Source organism: Sporolactobacillus sp. BBK16-2 (assembly GCF_059878335.1).
In genome coordinates, this window is the sequence record NZ_CM187611.1 from 1,213,605 (window position 1) to 1,232,523 (window position 18,919).

Consider the following 18,919-nt stretch of genomic DNA (forward strand, 5'->3'; position numbering starts at 1 on the left):
GTGTAATGAGATATGGTAAAGACTACATAGTAAGGATCTAAACGGTTGATTGAAAGGTGGGGAAGACGAATGGACAGGGAGATACTGTACACGCGCTTATTCCAAATTGGTTATTTCATATTAGGCGCGGCAATCGTCGGACTTCTCTTCTATTTCTTTGTTCTTCTACTTGGCAACCATTATACAGATGATGAGAAGCTGGTGTTGAGCAGGACATCAGTAGTGGTTGACGAGCAAGGGCATGAACTCTCAAGGCTCTATGCTGAAAATCGTGATCCAGTCACCTTGAAAAAGATTCCGAAGCACGTACAGAATGCGTTCATTGTGACTGAGGATCAGCGTTTTTATAAACATTCAGGCATAGATCTTCGCGGCATCATGCGTGCATTGGTAACGGATGTTATGGCAGGTGATAAAGCAGAAGGCGCAAGTACGATTACTCAGCAGCTGGCAAGAAACGCCTATCTTTCTAATGAAAAGACATGGTTTCGAAAGTTCAAGGAAGCGGCCATAGCCGTCAGTCTTGAGCGAAAATACAGCAAGAAACAAATCTTGGAAATGTACTTAAACCAAGTTTATTTTGGTCATGGCATTTACGGTGTTCAAATGGCATCTGAGTTTTTCTTTAATAAAGATGTCAGCCAGTTAACAGAAGAAGAAGGCGCTCTTTTGGCAGCACTTCCAAAGGGACCAAATGGCTATTCACCGATTTTGCATCCAAAGAAGGCATTGGAGCGGCGCAATCTAGTCCTGTCGCTGCTTGAGAAAAATGGCTACCTGACTGCCGAACAATCGGTGCGGTTGAAAGGTAAAACGCTGGGGCTGAACATCCATAAGATTCAAACGCATCCTGAATTTGATTCTTATATGGATCTAGTCAAAGAAGAAGCGGCGAAAAAGTATCACATTGGAACGGACGACCTGATCCGCGGCGGATATAAAATAGTTGTGCCGATGAGCCGGGAGGCACAATCTGCTTCTTATAATGCATTTAAGAACAACATTTATTTTCAAGGCAGCAATCCAAATCAAACGCCAGAAGGCTCTTTTGTCCTGATGAATAAAAACGGCGGTGTGCTCGCGGCGCAAGGCGGTCGAAATTATGTTCGAGGCAGTTACAATCGAGTGAATGACAAGCGGCAGCCGGGTTCATCCTTTAAGCCGTTGGCTGTCTACGGTCCGGCACTCGATTCGGGCAAGTATCAGCCTTATTCAATGCTTCAAGATAAAAAAGTCGCTTACGGCAGCTACAAGCCGACAAATTACAGCGGCAGTTATACCGGTGAAATAACGATGTATGACGCGGTTACTGTTTCGCAAAATGCACCGGCGGTTTGGCTTCTCAACCGGATCGGTATTTCGAAAAGTAAGTCCTATTTATCGAAGATGGGTATTAATCTGCCGGACAACGGTTTGGCGATTGCGCTCGGCGGCTTATCTAAAGGTGTCTCACCGCTGCAAATGGCTTCTGCGTATACAGCTTTCGATAATGGCGGACGTCAATCTGATCCCTATTTTATTCAGGCAATTTATGATCATCAAGGGAAAAAGATCGGCGAGGCAAAACCGAAAGCAAAGAAAATATTTTCGGAACAAACGGCATGGTACATGACTCGCATGTTACAGTCGGTTATGAAAAACGGAACAGGCCAAGCAGGATACAGTCAGGCCGAGATTGCTGGAAAAACGGGATCAACAGCATACACGAAAAATGGATTGCGTGATGCATGGTTTGTCGGTTACACACCTGATGCGGTTGGTGCTGTGTGGATCGGTTATGACCAAACGAATAAAAATCAGTATTTAACGGGTTCAAGCAATGACGCGGTCAGACTATATAAATCGGTGATCAACAGTATGCCTAATGAACGCAAGCTTACGTTCGAGAAACCGAAGCATGTCAACGATCTCGATGAGCCGATTCGCTTGGCAGCGGTAACACAGCTGCAGGCAAAAGGAATTCTTGGTAAGTATGCACTTCCTGCACTGCAGCTTACTTGGAATGGAGGTTCCGATAAACGAATTGTTTATCGAGTTTATGCCGAATCGGATGGAAAGAAAATATTAAAAGGTGAAGTTAAAGGGAAAAACACCTATCGAATTGACTTTGTTAATCCGATGAGCAAAGAGAATTACTATGTCGTCCCTTACAATTCGCAGACAGGGAAAACTGGAGCAGCATCGCCTTCAGTCGAACTCAATTGGTTCTCCAAGCTTTGATAGAATAATGCAGCAAAGAAAAGTACAGTACAGTGCACTTTCTTTGCTGCTTTTCCCATTCCGTTTTCATTTGGGTTCAAAAGATAATTCAGAATGGACGACCTGTCGCGCAGATGTCCGATAAACATTTTCCATTTGGCATACAAAGCTTCTAGTCTCATTTCATGTCCATTGTCGGATTTCTCGTCATTTACCCTAAAAAGATATAAAATAGAGCATGTGAAAAAATATTCTCTATTACATCGTTCGAAGCCTCAGTGGTTGAGGCTAAAGTAATTGCCAATTCCGTAAAAAGCAATGAAAGGTTCTGTATACAATGAGTAGAAAAAAGATTGGTTTGCTTGTGATGGCTTATGGCACACCCTATAAAAAAGAAGATATTATTCCCTATTACACCGCCATTCGTCATGGCAGAAAACCGAGTGATAAACAAATAGATAATCTTGCTCGCCGTTATGAAGCGATTGGTGGCGTCTCACCGTTAGCAAGGTTGACGCGTGATCAAGCTGATGCACTAGCTGAACAATTGAACGCGGCACAAGTGGACTATGAATTTCACGCTTACCTTGGTTTGAAATATATCCATCCGTTTATTGAAGATGCCGTGACTCAGATGCGCAGTGATGGTATTGAACAAGCGGTTTCTTTGGCACTGGCGCCGCATTATTCTCGATTCAGTGTTCAATCCTATATTGATCGCGCTCAAGCTAAAGCAAGGGAGCTTGGCGGGATAACTATTGCATCGATAAAGAGCTGGTTTGATCAACCACAGTTTATCCATTTTTGGAAGCAGGCCGTGCTGAGGGCTTTTGAAGACATTTCAGAAAGTGAACGTAATCAAACCGTTGTCCTGTTTACTGCTCACAGTCTTCCAGAAAAAATTATTAAAAATGGTGATCCTTATCCGGAACAAATAAAGGAAACGGCGGAAGCAATTGTGCATGCTGCGGAGATAAAGCATTATGCTCAGGCATGGCAGAGTGCAGGAAAAACACCCGATCCATGGCTTGGACCGGATGTACTTGATCAAATCCGTGCGCTTCACAAAAAAGAAGAGTATAGGCATTTTATTTTCTGCCCGATTGGTTTTGTCGCTGAGCATTTAGAGGTACTCTATGATAATGATCAAGAATGTCGTGCACTTGTCGAATCACTTGGTGCAAACTACCATCGTCCGCAGATGCCTGACACAGATCCGCTCTTTATCGACGCATTGTCTTCAGCCGTTTTGAACGTTTGCCGGTCGCATCTGTTTCTGGCAGCAAAATGAGAATCAATGAATCCACAAAAGCTATAACACAAAAAAATGCCTTCAGGCCGTATAGCCTGAAGGCATTTTTTTTTTGCTTCTTATAGATTTTCAGTACGACCGATATAAGCGATTTTGAATACACCGTTTTCGAATACAATTTTTGTGACACTTGTATTTTCAATAGAAGAAACATGTATTTTTTCATCGGATAGCATATAAATAAGACAACTGATATAGAGACCATGGCTGACCGCTAAAATGGTTTCCTCTTCGCTGTGTGCCAGAACACTGAGAATAGCGCGTATACGTCCTTTAACATCGTCATAGCTTTCGGCCAATCCGGTTGTGTCCAATTCTTTCAGTGATTCAAGAGAATTAATTTTTATTTCATCAGGAGAGTCGCCGCGAAGTTCCGAATTGCCCAAGGCATCACTGACTGCTCCCCACATCAAGTCATTCGAATCCCCCTCAAACTTGCCAAAGCTCACTTCACGAAGATTATTCGTTTCGATTGGTACGAGTTCGGGATTTAACGAGTGATCGAGTATCAGCCTGGATGTACGCCTTGTTCTCCCCAGATCGCTTGTATAAGCAGCATCAAAAGAAATGTCCTGTGACTTAAAAAGCGCACCAAGTTCAGCAGCTTTTTGTTCACCGATGTCCGTTAACGGGGTATCCGAAATACCCTGTACTTTCCAAAGTTGATTGAATAAAGTCCGTCCATGTCTTACGAAATAAATGGTTTTCATTTATATCCTCCCATTGACAGTTTTAAAGCGATTTTATTGTCATTCTATAGAAATCAATCTATTTTAGATTATCCTAACTTGCCTATTCTTGTAAAGCGAGGTGTGAGCGATTTTTTAAGAACGAAAGAATTTGTATCTGCTTACATGATCCTGCTAGACGCGAATCACAAAGGGAATTAAGATGAAAAAGGAGAACCCAAAAAGTAAAGGGAGGTACTACACAACATGATTTATTTGAATAATCGCGATATGCTTGATCAAACGCTTAATTTCGCTCTTGAGGAATATGCATTAAAGCATTTATCAATTGATGAAACCTATTTAATGTTCTACCGAATGGCTCCAACGGTTATTGTTGGACGCAATCAGAATGCGGTGGAAGAAGTTAATATGGATTATATTACGAAGAATGAGGTCACGGTGACTCGCCGTTTGTCAGGCGGAGGTGCTGTGTACAATGATCCGGGCAACCTAAGCTTCAGCTTTATTGCGAAGGACGACGGAGACAGCTTTAATAATTATAGGAAATTTACAGAACCAGTGATTCGTGCGCTACATCATATGGGCGTCGATGCAAAGCTTGAGGGCCGCAATGACCTTACGGTTGACGGGAAAAAAATTTCGGGTAATGCACAGTTTGTCACTCAAGGACGGATTTTCAGTCATGGAACGTTGCTTTTTGATGTCGATCTGGATCATGTAACACTAGCCTTGCATCCGGACAAGGCGAAATATGAATCAAAAGGCATTAAGTCGGTGCGTAGCCGGGTGACCAATATTCGCGAGCATTTAACAAAAGATATGGATATTCACCAATTTAAAGCAGAACTGCTTCACTATATTTTTGAAGGTGAGGATCATATACCTGAATACCAGCTGACTGACGATGACTGGACAAACATCATCAATATTGCCAAACGACGCTATCGCAATTGGGACTGGGTTTATGGGAAGTCACCTGAATTCAATGTGCATAAAGCAAAGCGTTTTCCGGGTGGACGTGTGGACTTTCGTATGAATGTAAAAAAGGGTGTCATTGAACAAATCTCTGTTTTTGGCGATTTTTTCGGTGTTGGTGATGTTCGTGAATTTGAAAAATTACTGATTGGGGTAAGATATGATCAGAGTGTCCTTTCTGAAAAACTAACGTCGATTGATTGTCACCACTATTTCGGAAAGTTGGGAGAAGAGGAATTGCTCGCTGCTCTTTTCTAAATATGTTCTAAATAGACCTCACTAAGACTAAATTGATAGTAGCCCGTCCCAGTTTAAAGACGGACAATCATTAGTGTAGCAGAAGAGGAGGATCCTTCTTGAAGAGAAAAAAAGTGATAGGATGGTTTATCGCTTTATATACCGTCTATCTTCTCGTGATGGCTGCTTATTTTTTTGTCTGGTCGAAGTCAGGTATACCGGCAACTATGAAAGGGACTGCAGCTGATCCCTCCTTGTTCATGAACAGGAAACAGCTGGCGGAAAGCGGCAGTCTTAATGCTTGGCGGCATTTTCTTTCCTTTGCTTCCATACCGCTGGAGTGGGGTGTCTATCTGTTTGTTCTGATCGGCGGATTCTCATTGTGGCTGAGAAAGTGCTCAGAGCGTTTATCATCATTTTTTATTGTACAGATGTTCCTATGCTACGTCGGTTTGGCAGTTATTTCTGCATTGGTTTTCTTGCCGGTTGAATTTGCGTCTTACCAGCTCTCACTTCATTACGGGGTTTCTGTTCAGCCGCTTTCGGACTGGCTGAAAGATCAAGGGATCAGCACCGCTATTGGAACGCTGATCGGCTTTGTTGCAATGAGCGCCGTTTTTTTCTTGATTCGCCGATATCCGAAAAACTGGTGGTTTCCGGCATGGCTGCTGTCGATTCCATTCATCTTATTTATCATGTATCTGCAGCCAGTGGTCATTGATCCATTGTATAACCATTTTCAGAGTCTTCAAGATGGCGAGCTTAAGTCGGAAATTCTTCAAATGGCTTCGAAAGCAGGCATTCCCGCGCATAATGTCTACGAGGTGGACATGTCGAATGAGACCAACGCAATGAACGCCTATGTTAACGGAATCGGGTCTCACCTGCGTATTGTGCTGTGGGATACGACTGTTCATCGGCTCAGTCATGCTGAAGTCCTTTTTATCATGGCACATGAAATGGGACACTATGTGATGCATCATATCATTTGGGGCACCGCGGCGGCGTTGATTGGTTTATTGATTACATTATGGATCGCTGCTAAAGTACATTTATGGGCGAGCGCACGTTGGGGGACAAAAATGAACATTGTTCATCCCGGTGATCTTTCTGCACTGCCCATGCTGCTGTTAATTTTGTCACTTTTGTCTTTTGCAGGTGATCCGGTTCAAAATATGGTGTCTCGCCATTTTGAACACCAAGCAGATGAATATGCGATTGAAATGACTCAAAATAAAAAAGCAGCCATCTCTTCCTTTCAGAAACTGTCCGCGTCAAGTCTTAGCGAAATGGATCCACCGGCATTGGTAAAATGGATTCAGTATGATCATCCAACGATGCTTGAGCGTATTATTTATTTAGAGCATGTAAAAATCAATAAATAATCATCTGAGCCAATGAAGCCTGTATTTTTTCAAGAAAGCGTTCTTCTCCCGAGTGGATTGTGATAAACTAAGTAACTGTTGAATGGTAACGATTACATGGAATACTGCATTCTCATTACAGCTATGGAATTGAGGAATTTATGATGAAAAATGAGAAAAAGACAGTCGCAGTTTTATACGGTGGAAAGTCGACAGAACATGAAATTTCATTGCTTACGGCTTTTTCCGTAATTAATGCGATGGATAAAGAAAAGTATCGAGTGCTTCCTGTCTATATTAAGCAAAACGGAAGATGGATTGCCGGCGATGAAATCAAAGGAAAAATTGAGTACAAACATCAATTACTTCTTAAGGAAAACGCCACAGCGGAGTCATCTGCTGAGCACTGGCTTGCGCCGTCAGCACCTGCAAGCGCAGCTGTTGGACGACCGGATGTTGTCTTTCCGCTCCTCCATGGTCCAAATGGAGAGGATGGAACGGTTCAAGGTATGTTTGAACTGCTGAATATCGCCTATGTAGGTTCCGGTGTTTCAGGATCGAGCGTCACTATGGATAAAGTGATGATGAAGGATGTACTCAGCGCGCACAACATTCCCGGTCCGAATTATGAATCCATAACTCGATTTAATTGGAAAAATGATGCACCGAAAATGATTCTTAAGGTGAAAAATTCAATCGGCTATCCATGCTTTATCAAACCGGCAAACGGAGGCTCAAGCGTCGGGATCAGCAAATGCCTAAGTGAGACAGAGCTTTCAGCAGCAATTACGGAAGCATTCCTTTATGACTCAAAGGTTATTGTTGAAGAGGGAATTGCCGGGCGCGAAGTCGAAATTGGCGTAATTGGCAATCATGATTTGTCTGTCTCTGTTCCGGGCGAGATTATTACGAAGAATGCAGCATTCTATGATTATCAGTCGAAATATCATGAAGGAAACAGTACTTTAGTGATTCCAGCTGATTTGCCTGATAAAGTAAAAGCGGAGCTTGAAGAGATGGCGAAACGTGCATTTGTCGCATTGAACCTTTCGGGGCTTGCACGTGTTGACGTTTTTATCCGTGAAAAGGATCAGCGTGTCATTGTCAATGAGGTCAATACAATGCCCGGATTTACGCAATTTAGCATGTTCCCGCTGCTTTGGCAGCATACAGGGCTCCCTTATCATCAATTAATTGAAAAGCTTGTTGACTTCGGATTGGAAATATATCAGGATAAACAGCACATTCATTATCAAATTGAAAAGTAGCAGGATATCTCCAAAGCGGCAAAGGCACCGGTGAGAAAGATCACCGGTGTTTTTGATGTGCATGTACATAAAGAGATGAAATGACGATTCGGTTGAGCAGTCCATTACAGCAGCCCTGTGGCATGGCAGAAGCTCTTTCTTGTTTGCTTTTGTTTAAAAGTTGCTTAATCAGGTTGGACGAGCTGTATGGCTGTCTAAACACCTTCAGTCCACAGCCCAAAGAATACAAGGGTTATAGAAAAGGCTTGGCTGAATATGTCAGCCAAGCCTTTGAGATTCATAATATTATTGGAGAATGGTAATCGTTATGCTCCTGCGTCCAAAATTAAGCGCTTGGTCACGGGAAGCAAAATGGACATCGATCCGATTTCCTTTAATCGCGCCACCAGTGTCCCCGGCAGTATAAACACCGTAGCCCGGAATCATAACTCGAGATCCGAGAGGAATGATACTCGGATCAACGGCAATCACTTTGGCATTCGGATTGCTGCTGAAATCAATTCCTGTAGCTGAACGTCCGCCGAGCGAATAACTTGTTGCCTCAACGGTAATTGATTTACCTGATGGAGCAGATTGTTCTTGCTGCGGATTTGCCGGTTTATAGGAAGTATTAGTGACTTGCGGCTTTTTGGATGCATTTGCGCTTGCACGCTCAGCAGCGGCTTTTTTCGCGGCTTCTTTTGCCGCATCTTTAGCTGCTTGTCGAGCCGCATCTTCAGCTATTTTCCTGGCTTTTTCTTCTGCAGCCTTACGCGCGCGTTCTTTTGCATCTTTTTTTTCCTGAATTTTAATTTCAACAAGCTTTTTTTGATTTTCTTTGGATTCATCCGTATTACGGTAAACGGTGTAAAGAGCAGTTTTTGTATCTGAACCGATTATACCGTTTTCTGAATCCTGACGATTTGACTCTAAAGCATTAACGGCTTCATAGGTCTGCTCGTCGAAAACACCATCGACATCTCCGCCGTAGTAACCGAGCTGCTGCAACTCATCTTGCAGCTTCGCCACCTCCGGACCGGAATCGCCCTGTTGAAGCAAACTATTTCCGAAAATTATGTTGATCTCCTGATTGTCTGTTTGACTGCTCGGAGCGTTTGCTGCAAAACCAACTGCATGTGTTTGTTCAGAATCATTACTTTTCATGATGTGATTATCATTTGTACTGTTCGTTTTGGCGAAAACAATGGTCGTTGGTGTGAGCACACCGAGGCATACCGTTAAGCTCGTCATTGCCGTCAGCCTTTTAATGATATTCATTCAGTGAAAACCTCCTTAGGTGATCAAGCCATGGCCTGAATCCATGGCTAACATCCAAGGGCTATTCTAGACGTTGAATGTCTCAGGCATGTTTTAACAACATTACAGTTCTGTAACACAAGATCACTATTAATCATTTTGTCAATACATTTTCCGCTAATTTTTTTACTATTTTTAGTGGTAAAAGGGCCTAAGGACCTATTTAAATTGGAAATAAAGAAGAATTCTGTCCAAGTTAATGATTAGTCGCAGATCTTTCGACAGAAACTTTCATTTCTTTAAAAATAAGTGAACGCAAATAATCTTAAGAAGAGTTATGATGTATTAGAAATAGGTTTTTTATTTAAGAACGTTGATTTTTTTTGCATGGACACATTGATGACGGACATGCCTTGATCGAAGATGGCATTCCTATTATTTATGGATTATGAATGGAGGATAACGATGCAAGCGAAAAAAGCTAGAGAATCATTATCGGTAACCTCAGTACACGTACTGCCTAATGACACGAACAATCATGGTACATTTTTTGGCGGAAAGCTCATGATGTATGTGGATAATATTGCTGCAATTGCTGCAACACGTCATTCAAGAAGCCTTGTCGTTACAGCTTCAATTGATTCGGTTGATTTTCTGCGGCCGATCTATACCGGTTCATCGGTTTGTTTAGAAGCATTTGTCACCTGGAGCCACAATACATCCATGGAAGTATTCGTCAAAATAATTGATGAAAATCTTAGAACCGGGGTACGTCAATTATGCACAACGTGTTTTTTGACCTTTGTAGCACTTGATGATAAAGGAAAGCCGAATGCTGTTCCTAAAGTCATTCCTGAGAGCGAAGAAGAGCAGCTGCTATTTGAAAGTGCAGAAGGACGTTACTTGAATCGGAAAGAGCGCAGACAGCAAACGAAGAAATTCACCTCAGAGCTGACGCTGAAGAAGCCTTGGGAATAACTGTCTTGTGTCCACACCAAATGGCGTCATAAGCATAACATGTAGTGTTGAGTAAGGGACACATGCTCAATAATATATATGAAGGGGCGAGTGACGATATGGGTGCACCAAGCGGTGGATATAGCGGCAGCTTTGCGTTAATCGTTGTTCTGTTCATTTTGTTGATCATTGTGGGCACAGCCTACGTTTATTAATGACTAGAAGCAAAAGAGCACATTGAAATAATAAAACACCCGCGGAATTGATTTCCGCGGGTGTTTTATTTCTATATAATTATGCTGCGATACGTTTTTGAATAAATTTCTTTAGTCGCTGGCTGATCGGGATCATAATTAATGTCAGCACAACACCCTTAAGCAAGTTAAACGGCATGACTCCGTAAACAATCAGCGTGAGCAGGTTGTGTATGCTTCGGTTCGCAGATTGTGCCATTCCAACAGTGGCGTCGATGCTGAAACCGAGAAACAGAGCATATCCAGGGAAGATCAAGTAGTAGTTTAGGATGGACATAATCACAGTCATGACTACGGTTGCCGATATCATGCCAAGCAAGAGCGAGACAAACGTTGATTTACGGCGATAAAATGCCCAAGTTACTAAAATGAAAAGTGAGCCCGCAGTAAAATTGGCAAATTCACCGATTGGAACAACAGTAAGCGATCCGGTCAACAAGACATGCAGGATGTTTTTGATCGCTTCAATGGCGATACCTGCACCCGGTCCAAGAATAAGTGCACCGATCAATGCAGGCAGATCACTAAAGTCCATGGTTAAGAATACTGGAAACAATGGAATGGGAAAAGCGATCAACATAATCAGAAAACCAAGTGCAGAAAGTAATGAAATCAGTACCAATTTCTTCAAAGATGTGTTCATGTAATTACCCCCATAAATGTAGTATTGGGGATCATGCGCAGCATTTCTGGCTTATGCGCGGTTCGTGGTAAAAACCGTACAGCTCTTCAGGATTTTCATGTTCCAGACGCATTAAAAAGCCCAAAGGAACGTTCCTTTGGGCTCAACAAAATCGATGTGCAGAAGCACAGCGAAAAGAATGCGAAGAATACAAAAATACTGTCGCATCATCCTTCTTTCATCCAGACTCTACTGTCGGTTCCGGTTTCTCACCGGATCTGCCTTGCGGCTCGCGGACTCTGACTGTTTGTCAATACCGCCGGTCGGGAATTACACCCTGCCCTGAAGGAACTTCGTATTTAATTACACTCGTATTATACAATAATTTAACTGCTACAGCAATATAATCGACTTTAATTATCGATGCAAATCTAATAATTTGATCTCAGACTGTTTCAGATAAAGTAATCGAGAACAAGTCCGAGAGATAGGAGGATGCCGAATAAAGTTTGAAGCTGTGCAGTGGCTTTCATTGCAGGCACCATCTGGATGGCTTTCGTTTTCTTACGAAACAATTTGGTTGCTTGAATTGCCTTTGGGAGGCTGGCGAATACGAGGAGCATCCAAGCTGATTCGACACCTAGGATCATTAATCCAAAGATCCAGATATAAGAAAAGGTGAATAAACCTGCAAGCAATGTGATTGCCTTTGGCCGACCGAGTAAGATCGGAAGCGTCCGTCTGCCTTTTTGCTGATCCCCAGCGAGATCGCGTATATTGTTTGCCATATTAATTCCGCCAACCAGTATGCCAATCGGTATCGAGATCAGCACACAATTCAAAGTCAGCGTTCCGGTCTGGATAAAAAAGGAGATCCAGATGATGAATACGCCCATGAAAAGACCGGAGATTAATTCGCCGAAGGGTGTATAAGCAATCGGATAAGGACCGCCGGAATAAAGATAGCCGGTGAGAATGCATATTGAACCTGCAAGAGCGATCCACCAGCTGCTGTTTGCACAAATATAGATGCCGATAAGCATGGCAATGCAACAAAGCGTGAACGCCAGTCGAATAATGGTTTTCGGATGAAATCCATCGCGGACAATGCTTCCGCCAATTCCTACCGACTCCTCATTATCTAAACCTCGCTTAAAATCGAAATACTCATTAAATAAATTCGTTGCAATTTGAATGAGCATCGAGGCGGTCAGCATGGCAAGAAACAAAGCTAAATCAGGACTTTTTATTGGCAGTACGAGTGCGGTTCCCAGTGCAACCGGAACAAAAGAAGCGGATAATGTGTGGGGCCGAAGCATGAACCACCATTTTTTAAAGCCAGTATTTCTTTCGGGTGCTAATTCCCCCATTATAATCTCTCCCACTACAAAATTCTTACGTGTTTCCTATTTTGAACTCATTCCTTAGTTTCATAGATTCAAAGGACGAGCTTTTCTAATAATTGTCACCAATTCGACACTATTTTCTTTTTAAGTTTATGGAATAAAGTTGTTGGTGTCAATAAGATGCATCTGGAAAATGGTTCAAAATTAAGGAGTTCAACAATAAGGTTATGATGCATGAGCAAAAGAAAGATATGGGGCAGAGAGGAAGACCGCTTGGAATGAAAATAACGAAGAAAAAATTGTGTTATGATTGTGCGGCTTGACTTGTTTCCGGAGGATTTGTGAACTGAGTGTGATGTTTATTCAGCAAGCCTTTCAGCGCATCACATTCAATTCCGGTCAGCGTAATGCCGCGTCCCATTTTTTTCTTGTCGGGAGCCCAACTCCGAATATCATATTTAGCTTCGCGGGTATTCCAGCTGACAAGGTTTAATTCCTTTGTCCAGCCACTGTTTTCAGTGGCAAGTACGCCATAGTGTTCGACGATGTTGAAGGTTACTTCTGAATTTGAATCCGCCATACGACAATCACCTCTTCATTTTATTTGAACAAATGTTCTGATAATAGTTTATATGCAAACAAACGTTCTGTCAATTGCATTTATCAGATAATTATTTATGGGAATTACATTGTTCATGACTTGATCACATTTTTGGTATACTATAAGAAAATTAAATGACAATTACGGTATAGTAGTTTTATAGAAAAGATTCGCTGAAAAGGAGATACAGCTAAATGTTGAGCTACACATTAGCGTTCTTGAAATATGAAGATAAAGTGCTTATGATTAATCGTCAAAAATCACCATGGCAAGGTGCGTGGAATGGTGTCGGCGGTAAACTGGAGCAGGGTGAATCTCCGAAGGACTGTGTCATTCGTGAAGTGTGGGAAGAGACAGGCATCAAATTAACTTCACCCGTATTTCGCGGAATTGTCACATGGAATCCAGACGTTGAGCCTGCTCAAGGAATGTATGTGTTTATTGCCAATGTGTCGCGTGATGAATTGACTGATCTGCCGCGTGCGACTCGTGAAGGCATTCTTGCGTTCAAAGATGTTTCTTGGGTTTTGTCAGAAGACAATTTCGGTACCGTCCCGACTATTCGTTTTTTTATGAGACGCGTGCTTGATGTGGGGAGCAGTGATCCTGCAGATTACCATTGTACATTTGAAGGAAACGTGATTGCTAAAACCGAGATTCGACCCTTACCGGAGTTCGTTACGATTTAGGAAGCAAGAACAGGATCAGAAGCATCATACAGCCGAGAAGTCCTATAAAGTAAAGAATCCAATAATCGGCACCCATCATGACAGACAGAACGGGAGCTAAGACTGAATAAACACCGGCGAGCAGAATCATAATGCTGCTCGTCAAAATAAAACGACTCGGATTTTTTATTCGATAATGAATGATACGTGTGAAGGCTGTGTTATTTTTTAAGAAGAAAAGGAAAAATCCGCAGGCAATGAGTAATATGCCCAATACTGTCAAACGATTCATAGGACGACATCAACCTTCGTTCAATTTTCATTCACCACAGTTCATTATACATAAAGAAGTCGTAAATGGGAGATCAAATGTAAATTTTTCGAGATGAAAAAGCTTCGGAATTATATCAATTCCGAAGCTTTTTATTATTTTAATGAGAATGAATAGGCTGTTCAGTTGTCTCATCCGGAAGATCAGCTGTGCAGTTTGCACATTTTGTCGCATTAATCGGAATCGATGATAGACAATATGGACATTTTTTTGTTGTTGTCTCTTTTTTCGGTGTTGTCTTATTCAGTATCTTAATTGCAAAGAAGATGACCACTGAGATAATGAGAAAATTGATAACATTGTTAAGGAAGAGTCCATAATTAATGGTTGGAGCCCCAGCTTTCTGAGCTGCACTGAGACTGCTGTATGCATGACCGGATAAATTTAGATATAAATTGCTGAAATCAACTTTTCCAAGCAACAAGCCGATTGGCGGCATCACAATATCTTTAACAAGAGAACTGACAATTTGTCCAAAAGCAGCCCCAATAATCACTGCCACGGCAAGGTCAATCACATTACCGCGTGCCAAAAATTTTTTGAATTCATTCATTGTTTTCATAAGTGTCCTCCGGTTTCTGTGAAATTTTAGAATGACTATAAATAAAATCATAGCATTTTCGCCATTTTTTTTAAAGAAATCCCTTCTCTTCTTTATCTTCTAGAGTAAAACAGAATGAATCGGTGCATCCTACAGTTAGGAGGTCGATTCGGGTGAAGTATCGAAAATTCATATATCTGCTTTGTGCGATTGTCGCATTATCAACGATCGCTTATGAGCACTACCCCGAAATGAAAGCGAACGCTAAGGATATTCATAGCGGGAAGCTGATTGTTTCGTTAATTAATGCAAAAAATGAAGAAATGGGCACGGCAACGTTAACTGAGACACCAAAGGGCGTTCGAATTGAACTGGAGGCGGACGGATTAACACCGGGTATCCATGCGATTCACTTTCATGAATATGGCAGCTGTACACCTCCAGATTTCATGTCTGCCGGCAGTCACTTTAATCCTGAACACAAAAAACATGGGTTGAAGAATCCAATGGGACCTCATGCGGGAGATATGATGAATATCTTTGCGGACAGCCATGGTCATGTAAAAACGGTACTTTTCAATTCAATGGTAACGTTGCAAGAGGGTAAACCAAATTCGTTAAGAGATGCCGATGGTTCCGCCTTAATCATTCATGAAAGAGGCGACGATCAGATGACAGATCCTTCCGGAAACTCAGGAGACAGAATATTATGCGGTGTAATTAAATAAGAAAAAGATGAGCCGGAGATTTATCCTCCGGTTCTTTTTTGAACATTCGAATTGAACATGATGAAATTTCATTACCAACGACCGCATTTTCCGATACTTCTTATTGAGAGCAGGTGGACTGAACGTCAAACAATCGCCTGAAAGAAAACAGGCGATTGTCGACAGGGAATGTATTTGGTTTTTAAGACGTAACGCGGATTAATCCGCAAGAAGGGAAAGCCCTCCGTCGACTGTAATTGTTTGACCGCGGATCATGAATGCCGCAGGAGTACAAAGAAAATACACGGCCTCAGCGAGATCTTCAGGCTCGACAATCCGACCGGCGGGATTGCGTTTTGCTGCCTGATCGAGTAGTTCGTCGCGATTTGGAAAATGCTTCAGTGCATCTGTGTCAACAGCGCCTCCGGAAACGGTGTTCACTGTAATATTCATTGGCGCCAGCGCTACAGCCAGATAACGAGTGAGCGCTTCAACAGCCGCTTTTGAAACACCAACGACGACATAGTTCGGCAGCGCACGGACTGCGCCAAGACTTGACAGTGCGACAATATGGCCGCCGCCTGTTTTATTCATCAGTTTTGCTGCTTGCTGGGCTGCGAATAAGTAGGCCTTTGCATTGATATCCTGCGTCCAGTCCCAATGTTTTTCCTGAATGTCCATAAGAGGACGCTGAACGCCGGACGCTGCGTTGCTGATGAAGACATCGAGACGACCGAATGCAGATTCAACTGCATCAAAAAGCTGGTCAATTTGATCAAGTTCACCGACATTTGCTTTCATAATATGGACAGAGACGCCATATTGACTTTCAATCGCTTCCTTCGTTTGCTCGGCGTTCGTACTTTTACGTGCATAATTTAAAATAAGGTTGTATCCGTTCTGCGCAAATTTTTCTGCAATTGATTTTCCGATCCCGCGGGTCCCGCCCGTAATCAATGCCACTTTATTTTCCATGTTAATCTCCTTTAAAAACATCCATCCGATTTAAAATAAATCGGATTTAGTATAACAAAAGGTTCAAAAGAAGGACAAGAAAAATATTTAAAAACGAATCATCGCACCATGATCTTTTGCCTGTAATAGGGTATGATACGTTTAGAATAGTTACCGGTAACTCTGAAAGGAGCGTATTTTTAATGATTATCGTTTACCTAAGTCTTGCGCTTGTTGTTGCATCAATCATCGCATTCATTGTTTCCGCTGCTAAGACGGTTAAATTGATGAACGGATCCATTGAGAAAATTTCAAAGACCAGTGCAAAATTAGAAGATCAAACTGAAGGAATTCTGAATGAAAAAGATGAACTCACACGCAATCTTTCACGCATTCAATCGGATATCACTCAGAAAAAAGGCAAGATCCAAGATGCAGCGCGTCAGGCAAAACAATCGGTTCTTTCTGCACAAGTTGCTTTTTACAAAGGAAAAGCATTTGTGAAAAACACTCAAATTAAGATTCGCTGATAAACGTCGGTTCAACGGTGACCTTCACATTTCCTTTGACTGCTTTTGCAATGACGCAGTCCTGTTCCGCTTTATGGATGCAGGTTGTCAGATGGTCATTAAGTAACTTAGTAAGCGGCTCAGCTAAACGGATCGTCGGGTAATGGGTGACGTTCTCAAAATGCAGGCCGCCTTTTTTTGTGACCGTCGCCTTGGTATGGATATCGATACGGTGATAAGCAATCTTTTCTTTTTTTAATCGAATGCCCAGGGTGATCATGTAACAGGACGCGAGCGCGCTGATTAATAATTCATCCGGGTTTGTTCCGATGCCTTTTCCCGACATGGCCGGATCAACTGAAATCGCAGATGATAGACCGTTTGTCTGTATTTTTCCCTCGCCGTCCCAGGATCCTGTCCATGAACCGTTCAGTTCAAAATGAAAATCTGTCATAATGTTCATCCCCTTAGCTATGAATAAAAGAGAGACATGCATTGAATCTCTGTTATCGTAGCATAAATCAAACGCTCTGCAACGGATCATGCTTAAGATTAGGAGGTAGCGATTGTGGCATTGACAGAAAACGAAAAGAAATCAATCATTCCATGGTTATGGTTCAGCATGATCTGTATTTTGCTTTTTTTAATTTTGGTTATTGCGATCCGGCAACCTGCTGTTCAGGCGGCAGATCGTGCACTTGTTCAGAGCCTTAATCCAATACGAATTCCCATATTGGTCACTTTTTTTTCAGAGTTTACCGATTTTGCCTCAAGCAGACTGCTGCTTTGGATTATTGCTCTCTTCATGATTTATCTCTTCGTTTACAAACGTTTTTTTTCGTCTATTCTGCTTCCCTGCGTGTTTTTGTTTGAGCGTGAGCTGAACAGTGTACTGAAAAATTGGGTGATGCGTGATCGTCCGCCGTTCCAGCACCTTGTGCATGAAACCGGCTTTAGTTTTCCAAGCGGACATGCAATGAATGCGTCTACTGTCTATGGATTGCTCATTTTGCTTATTCTTCCGTTAATAAAAACAAAATGGATTCGAATCGCGTGGGCTGTTATCGGCCTGACGATGATTTTGCTGATTGGATTCAGCCGGCCTTTTTTACGTGTCCATTACTTTACGGATATTCTCGCGGGGTATTGCGTCGGCGGTTTTTTAGTCGGTATTTCAGCGATTGTTCTCATTTTTGTATATAATAGAAAGGTTGAGACAAAACGCGCCGATAAAAGGCGTTAGAGCGGAGGATGTTTATGAAAAAAGGTTCGATTACAATGGCAAACGGCGACGTGATCGCTATTGATTTTTTCCCGGAGGAAGCACCGAATACAGTAGCCAATTTTGAAAAGCTTGCGAACTCAGGCTTCTATGACGGGGTAACTTTTCACCGTGTGATTCCGGGTTTTGTCAGCCAGGGCGGCGATCCGACAGGAACAGGGATGGGCGATGCCGGCTACACGATTAAATGCGAGACTGACGGTAATCCGCATAAGCATGTTGCCGGTGCGCTTTCGATGGCACATGCAGGAAAGGATACCGGTTCCTGCCAATTTTTCATTGTTCACGAACCCCAGCCGCATTTGGACGGCGTGCATACTGTATTTGGACAAGTAACCAGCGGACTCGATGCAGTTCTTAAAATGCAGAACGGCGATGTCATGAAGGCTGTAAAAGTTTGGGACGAAGATTAAATCAGTGTTGAGGAGGACTTTCACATGCCAATCAGCAATGTAGGGCTCCAAATTCTTCCCTTTTCAAAAGAAAAGGACACATACGGACTGGTTGATGAAGCAATTAAAGTCATTCAGAACTCAGGTGTAAAGTATGAGGTAACAGCACTCGAAACGATTCTTGAAGGAGAACTTGACGAGCTGCTCGATGTCGTGAAAAAAACGGTATATGCAACGGTCGAAGCGGGTGCTGATGAAGTCGCGGCGGAAGTAAAAATTCATTTCCGCCCTCAAGGTACTTCGATCGAAGAAAAAGTAGGGAAATACCGGAAGTAAAGTGCAGGAATAACTGAATGAGTATAACTAAAGCCGCAGAGACGCGAATCTCTGCGGCTTTTTGTCAATGAATCTTCATTTAGCTGGTCAAGCGAATGAAAAGAACTGATGTTCTGTATATGCTATAATTATAGTA

Annotated in this window: 22 protein-coding genes and 1 riboswitch; of the genes, 13 read left to right on the top strand and 9 right to left on the bottom strand. The window is 42.4% G+C overall.

The window, feature by feature from the left end; all coding sequences use genetic code 11:
- Nucleotides 1-69 precede the first annotated feature (69 nt).
- Nucleotides 70-2,220, top strand: a complete 2,151-nt coding sequence (locus AC6F33_RS06100) for a transglycosylase domain-containing protein (protein ID WP_255747000.1) — start codon at nt 70-72, stop codon at nt 2,218-2,220.
- A 316-nt stretch (nt 2,221-2,536) separates the two neighbouring features.
- Entirely contained in the window at nt 2,537-3,490 is a 954-nt protein-coding gene (gene hemH, locus AC6F33_RS06105) for a ferrochelatase (protein ID WP_255747003.1), read from the top strand.
- An 80-nt stretch (nt 3,491-3,570) separates the two neighbouring features.
- On the opposite strand, the gene AC6F33_RS06110 is transcribed toward hemH, so the two are convergent.
- Nucleotides 3,571-4,221, bottom strand: a complete 651-nt coding sequence (locus AC6F33_RS06110; RefSeq protein ID WP_255747005.1) for a histidine phosphatase family protein — start codon at nt 4,219-4,221, stop codon at nt 3,571-3,573.
- A 225-nt stretch (nt 4,222-4,446) separates the two neighbouring features.
- Between AC6F33_RS06110 and lplA the strand changes: the two genes are divergently transcribed.
- The 3 genes from lplA to AC6F33_RS06125 all read left to right on the top strand — a co-directional run bounded on the left by lplA (nt 4,447) and on the right by AC6F33_RS06125 (nt 8,047).
- Complete coding sequence (gene lplA / locus AC6F33_RS06115; protein ID WP_255747007.1) at nt 4,447-5,436, top strand: lipoate--protein ligase; 990 nt, start codon at nt 4,447-4,449, stop codon at nt 5,434-5,436.
- A 98-nt stretch (nt 5,437-5,534) separates the two neighbouring features.
- Nucleotides 5,535-6,800, top strand: coding sequence for a M48 family metallopeptidase (locus tag AC6F33_RS06120; protein ID WP_255747008.1), 1,266 nt, complete (start codon nt 5,535-5,537; stop codon nt 6,798-6,800).
- Between the two features lie 143 nt (nt 6,801-6,943).
- Complete coding sequence (locus AC6F33_RS06125) at nt 6,944-8,047, top strand: D-alanine--D-alanine ligase (RefSeq protein WP_255747009.1); 1,104 nt, start codon at nt 6,944-6,946, stop codon at nt 8,045-8,047.
- 285 nt (nt 8,048-8,332) lie between these two features.
- Here the strand turns inward: AC6F33_RS06125 and AC6F33_RS06130 are convergent, their stop codons facing one another.
- A complete protein-coding gene (locus tag AC6F33_RS06130) occupies nt 8,333-9,304 on the bottom strand; it encodes a 3D domain-containing protein (RefSeq protein WP_255747010.1) in 972 nt (323 codons plus the stop codon).
- A gap of 444 nt (nt 9,305-9,748) precedes the next feature.
- Between AC6F33_RS06130 and AC6F33_RS06135 the strand changes: the two genes are divergently transcribed.
- Nucleotides 9,749-10,261 (top strand): acyl-CoA thioesterase, encoded by a 513-nt coding sequence (locus tag AC6F33_RS06135; protein WP_255747012.1) that lies wholly within the window; start codon nt 9,749-9,751, stop codon nt 10,259-10,261.
- A 98-nt stretch (nt 10,262-10,359) separates the two neighbouring features.
- Nucleotides 10,360-10,455 carry a YjcZ family sporulation protein gene (locus AC6F33_RS06140; protein ID WP_093673370.1) on the top strand — a complete coding sequence of 32 codons (96 nt, stop codon included), beginning with the start codon at nt 10,360-10,362 and terminating at the stop codon, nt 10,453-10,455.
- Between the two features lie 79 nt (nt 10,456-10,534).
- On the opposite strand, the gene AC6F33_RS06145 is transcribed toward AC6F33_RS06140, so the two are convergent.
- The 3 genes from AC6F33_RS06145 to AC6F33_RS06155 form a co-directional block, all read right to left on the bottom strand.
- Nucleotides 10,535-11,137: an ECF transporter S component gene (locus tag AC6F33_RS06145; RefSeq protein WP_255747013.1), complete on the bottom strand. Its 603-nt coding sequence runs from the start codon at nt 11,135-11,137 to the stop codon at nt 10,535-10,537.
- 205 nt (nt 11,138-11,342) lie between these two features.
- Nucleotides 11,343-11,470, bottom strand: a riboswitch (FMN riboswitch).
- A 101-nt stretch (nt 11,471-11,571) separates the two neighbouring features.
- Nucleotides 11,572-12,486 carry a 1,4-dihydroxy-2-naphthoate polyprenyltransferase gene (locus tag AC6F33_RS06150; protein ID WP_255747016.1) on the bottom strand — a complete coding sequence of 305 codons (915 nt, stop codon included), beginning with the start codon at nt 12,484-12,486 and terminating at the stop codon, nt 11,572-11,574.
- Nucleotides 12,487-12,766: 280 nt separating this feature from the next.
- A complete protein-coding gene (locus AC6F33_RS06155) occupies nt 12,767-13,042 on the bottom strand; it encodes a YdbC family protein (protein WP_255747019.1) in 276 nt (91 codons plus the stop codon).
- A 215-nt stretch (nt 13,043-13,257) separates the two neighbouring features.
- Here AC6F33_RS06155 and AC6F33_RS06160 point away from each other — a divergent pair, with 215 nt between their 5' ends.
- Nucleotides 13,258-13,752: an NUDIX hydrolase gene (locus AC6F33_RS06160; RefSeq protein WP_255747021.1), complete on the top strand. Its 495-nt coding sequence runs from the start codon at nt 13,258-13,260 to the stop codon at nt 13,750-13,752.
- Here AC6F33_RS06160 and AC6F33_RS06165 read toward each other — a convergent pair.
- Both AC6F33_RS06165 and mscL read right to left on the bottom strand, forming a co-directional pair.
- A complete protein-coding gene (locus AC6F33_RS06165) occupies nt 13,742-14,023 on the bottom strand; it encodes a hypothetical protein (protein WP_255747022.1) in 282 nt (93 codons plus the stop codon). The genes AC6F33_RS06160 and AC6F33_RS06165 overlap by 11 nt on opposite strands.
- Nucleotides 14,024-14,162: 139 nt before the next feature.
- Nucleotides 14,163-14,624 (bottom strand): large conductance mechanosensitive channel protein MscL, encoded by a 462-nt coding sequence (gene mscL, locus AC6F33_RS06170; protein WP_255747024.1) that lies wholly within the window; start codon nt 14,622-14,624, stop codon nt 14,163-14,165.
- 152 nt (nt 14,625-14,776) lie between these two features.
- On the opposite strand from mscL, the gene AC6F33_RS06175 reads away from it, so the two are divergent.
- Nucleotides 14,777-15,331, top strand: a complete 555-nt coding sequence (locus tag AC6F33_RS06175) for a superoxide dismutase family protein (RefSeq protein WP_255747025.1) — start codon at nt 14,777-14,779, stop codon at nt 15,329-15,331.
- 198 nt (nt 15,332-15,529) lie between these two features.
- Here the strand turns inward: AC6F33_RS06175 and fabL are convergent, their stop codons facing one another.
- Entirely contained in the window at nt 15,530-16,285 is a 756-nt protein-coding gene (gene fabL / locus AC6F33_RS06180; protein WP_480947515.1) for an enoyl-[acyl-carrier-protein] reductase FabL, read from the bottom strand.
- Between the two features lie 182 nt (nt 16,286-16,467).
- On the opposite strand from fabL, the gene AC6F33_RS06185 reads away from it, so the two are divergent.
- Nucleotides 16,468-16,794: a hypothetical protein gene (locus AC6F33_RS06185; RefSeq protein WP_480947514.1), complete on the top strand. Its 327-nt coding sequence runs from the start codon at nt 16,468-16,470 to the stop codon at nt 16,792-16,794.
- On the opposite strand, the gene AC6F33_RS06190 is transcribed toward AC6F33_RS06185, so the two are convergent.
- Entirely contained in the window at nt 16,781-17,227 is a 447-nt protein-coding gene (locus tag AC6F33_RS06190; protein WP_480947513.1) for an OsmC family protein, read from the bottom strand. The two genes, AC6F33_RS06185 and AC6F33_RS06190, sit on opposite strands and share 14 nt — an antisense overlap.
- A gap of 114 nt (nt 17,228-17,341) precedes the next feature.
- Between AC6F33_RS06190 and AC6F33_RS06195 the strand changes: the two genes are divergently transcribed.
- From AC6F33_RS06195 to AC6F33_RS06205, 3 genes are read left to right on the top strand one after another with little or no spacing between them, the layout of a single operon-like run.
- On the top strand, nt 17,342-18,016 hold the full coding sequence (locus AC6F33_RS06195; protein ID WP_255747030.1) for a phosphatase PAP2 family protein: 675 nt from the start codon (nt 17,342-17,344) through the stop codon (nt 18,014-18,016).
- A gap of 14 nt (nt 18,017-18,030) precedes the next feature.
- Nucleotides 18,031-18,468, top strand: coding sequence for a peptidylprolyl isomerase (locus AC6F33_RS06200; protein ID WP_255747031.1), 438 nt, complete (start codon nt 18,031-18,033; stop codon nt 18,466-18,468).
- Between the two features lie 24 nt (nt 18,469-18,492).
- The gene (locus AC6F33_RS06205) at nt 18,493-18,783 is read left to right on the top strand and encodes a thiamine-binding protein (RefSeq protein WP_255747032.1); all 291 of its coding nucleotides are present in this window, start codon (nt 18,493-18,495) and stop codon (nt 18,781-18,783) included.
- Nucleotides 18,784-18,919: the final 136 nt, after the last annotated feature.

Excerpts from the sequence above, each read along its gene's own strand:
- AC6F33_RS06100 (WP_255747000.1), top strand. The coding sequence starts at position 70 with ATGGACAGGGAGATACTGTACACGCGCTTATTCCAAATTGGTTATTTC.
- hemH (WP_255747003.1), top strand. The coding sequence starts at position 2,537 with ATGAGTAGAAAAAAGATTGGTTTGCTTGTGATGGCTTATGGCACACCC.
- AC6F33_RS06110 (WP_255747005.1), bottom strand. The coding sequence starts at position 4,221 with ATGAAAACCATTTATTTCGTAAGACATGGACGGACTTTATTCAATCAA.
- lplA (WP_255747007.1), top strand. The coding sequence starts at position 4,447 with ATGATTTATTTGAATAATCGCGATATGCTTGATCAAACGCTTAATTTC.
- AC6F33_RS06125 (WP_255747009.1), top strand. The coding sequence starts at position 6,944 with ATGAAAAATGAGAAAAAGACAGTCGCAGTTTTATACGGTGGAAAGTCG.
- AC6F33_RS06130 (WP_255747010.1), bottom strand. The coding sequence starts at position 9,304 with ATGAATATCATTAAAAGGCTGACGGCAATGACGAGCTTAACGGTATGC.
- AC6F33_RS06135 (WP_255747012.1), top strand. The coding sequence starts at position 9,749 with ATGCAAGCGAAAAAAGCTAGAGAATCATTATCGGTAACCTCAGTACAC.
- AC6F33_RS06140 (WP_093673370.1), top strand. The coding sequence starts at position 10,360 with ATGGGTGCACCAAGCGGTGGATATAGCGGCAGCTTTGCGTTAATCGTT.
- AC6F33_RS06145 (WP_255747013.1), bottom strand. The coding sequence starts at position 11,137 with ATGAACACATCTTTGAAGAAATTGGTACTGATTTCATTACTTTCTGCA.
- AC6F33_RS06150 (WP_255747016.1), bottom strand. The coding sequence starts at position 12,486 with ATGGGGGAATTAGCACCCGAAAGAAATACTGGCTTTAAAAAATGGTGG.
- AC6F33_RS06155 (WP_255747019.1), bottom strand. The coding sequence starts at position 13,042 with ATGGCGGATTCAAATTCAGAAGTAACCTTCAACATCGTCGAACACTAT.
- AC6F33_RS06160 (WP_255747021.1), top strand. The coding sequence starts at position 13,258 with ATGTTGAGCTACACATTAGCGTTCTTGAAATATGAAGATAAAGTGCTT.
- AC6F33_RS06165 (WP_255747022.1), bottom strand. The coding sequence starts at position 14,023 with ATGAATCGTTTGACAGTATTGGGCATATTACTCATTGCCTGCGGATTT.
- mscL (WP_255747024.1), bottom strand. The coding sequence starts at position 14,624 with ATGAAAACAATGAATGAATTCAAAAAATTTTTGGCACGCGGTAATGTG.
- fabL (WP_480947515.1), bottom strand. The coding sequence starts at position 16,285 with ATGGAAAATAAAGTGGCATTGATTACGGGCGGGACCCGCGGGATCGGA.
- AC6F33_RS06185 (WP_480947514.1), top strand. The coding sequence starts at position 16,468 with ATGATTATCGTTTACCTAAGTCTTGCGCTTGTTGTTGCATCAATCATC.
- AC6F33_RS06190 (WP_480947513.1), bottom strand. The coding sequence starts at position 17,227 with ATGACAGATTTTCATTTTGAACTGAACGGTTCATGGACAGGATCCTGG.
- AC6F33_RS06200 (WP_255747031.1), top strand. The coding sequence starts at position 18,031 with ATGAAAAAAGGTTCGATTACAATGGCAAACGGCGACGTGATCGCTATT.
- AC6F33_RS06205 (WP_255747032.1), top strand. The coding sequence starts at position 18,493 with ATGCCAATCAGCAATGTAGGGCTCCAAATTCTTCCCTTTTCAAAAGAA.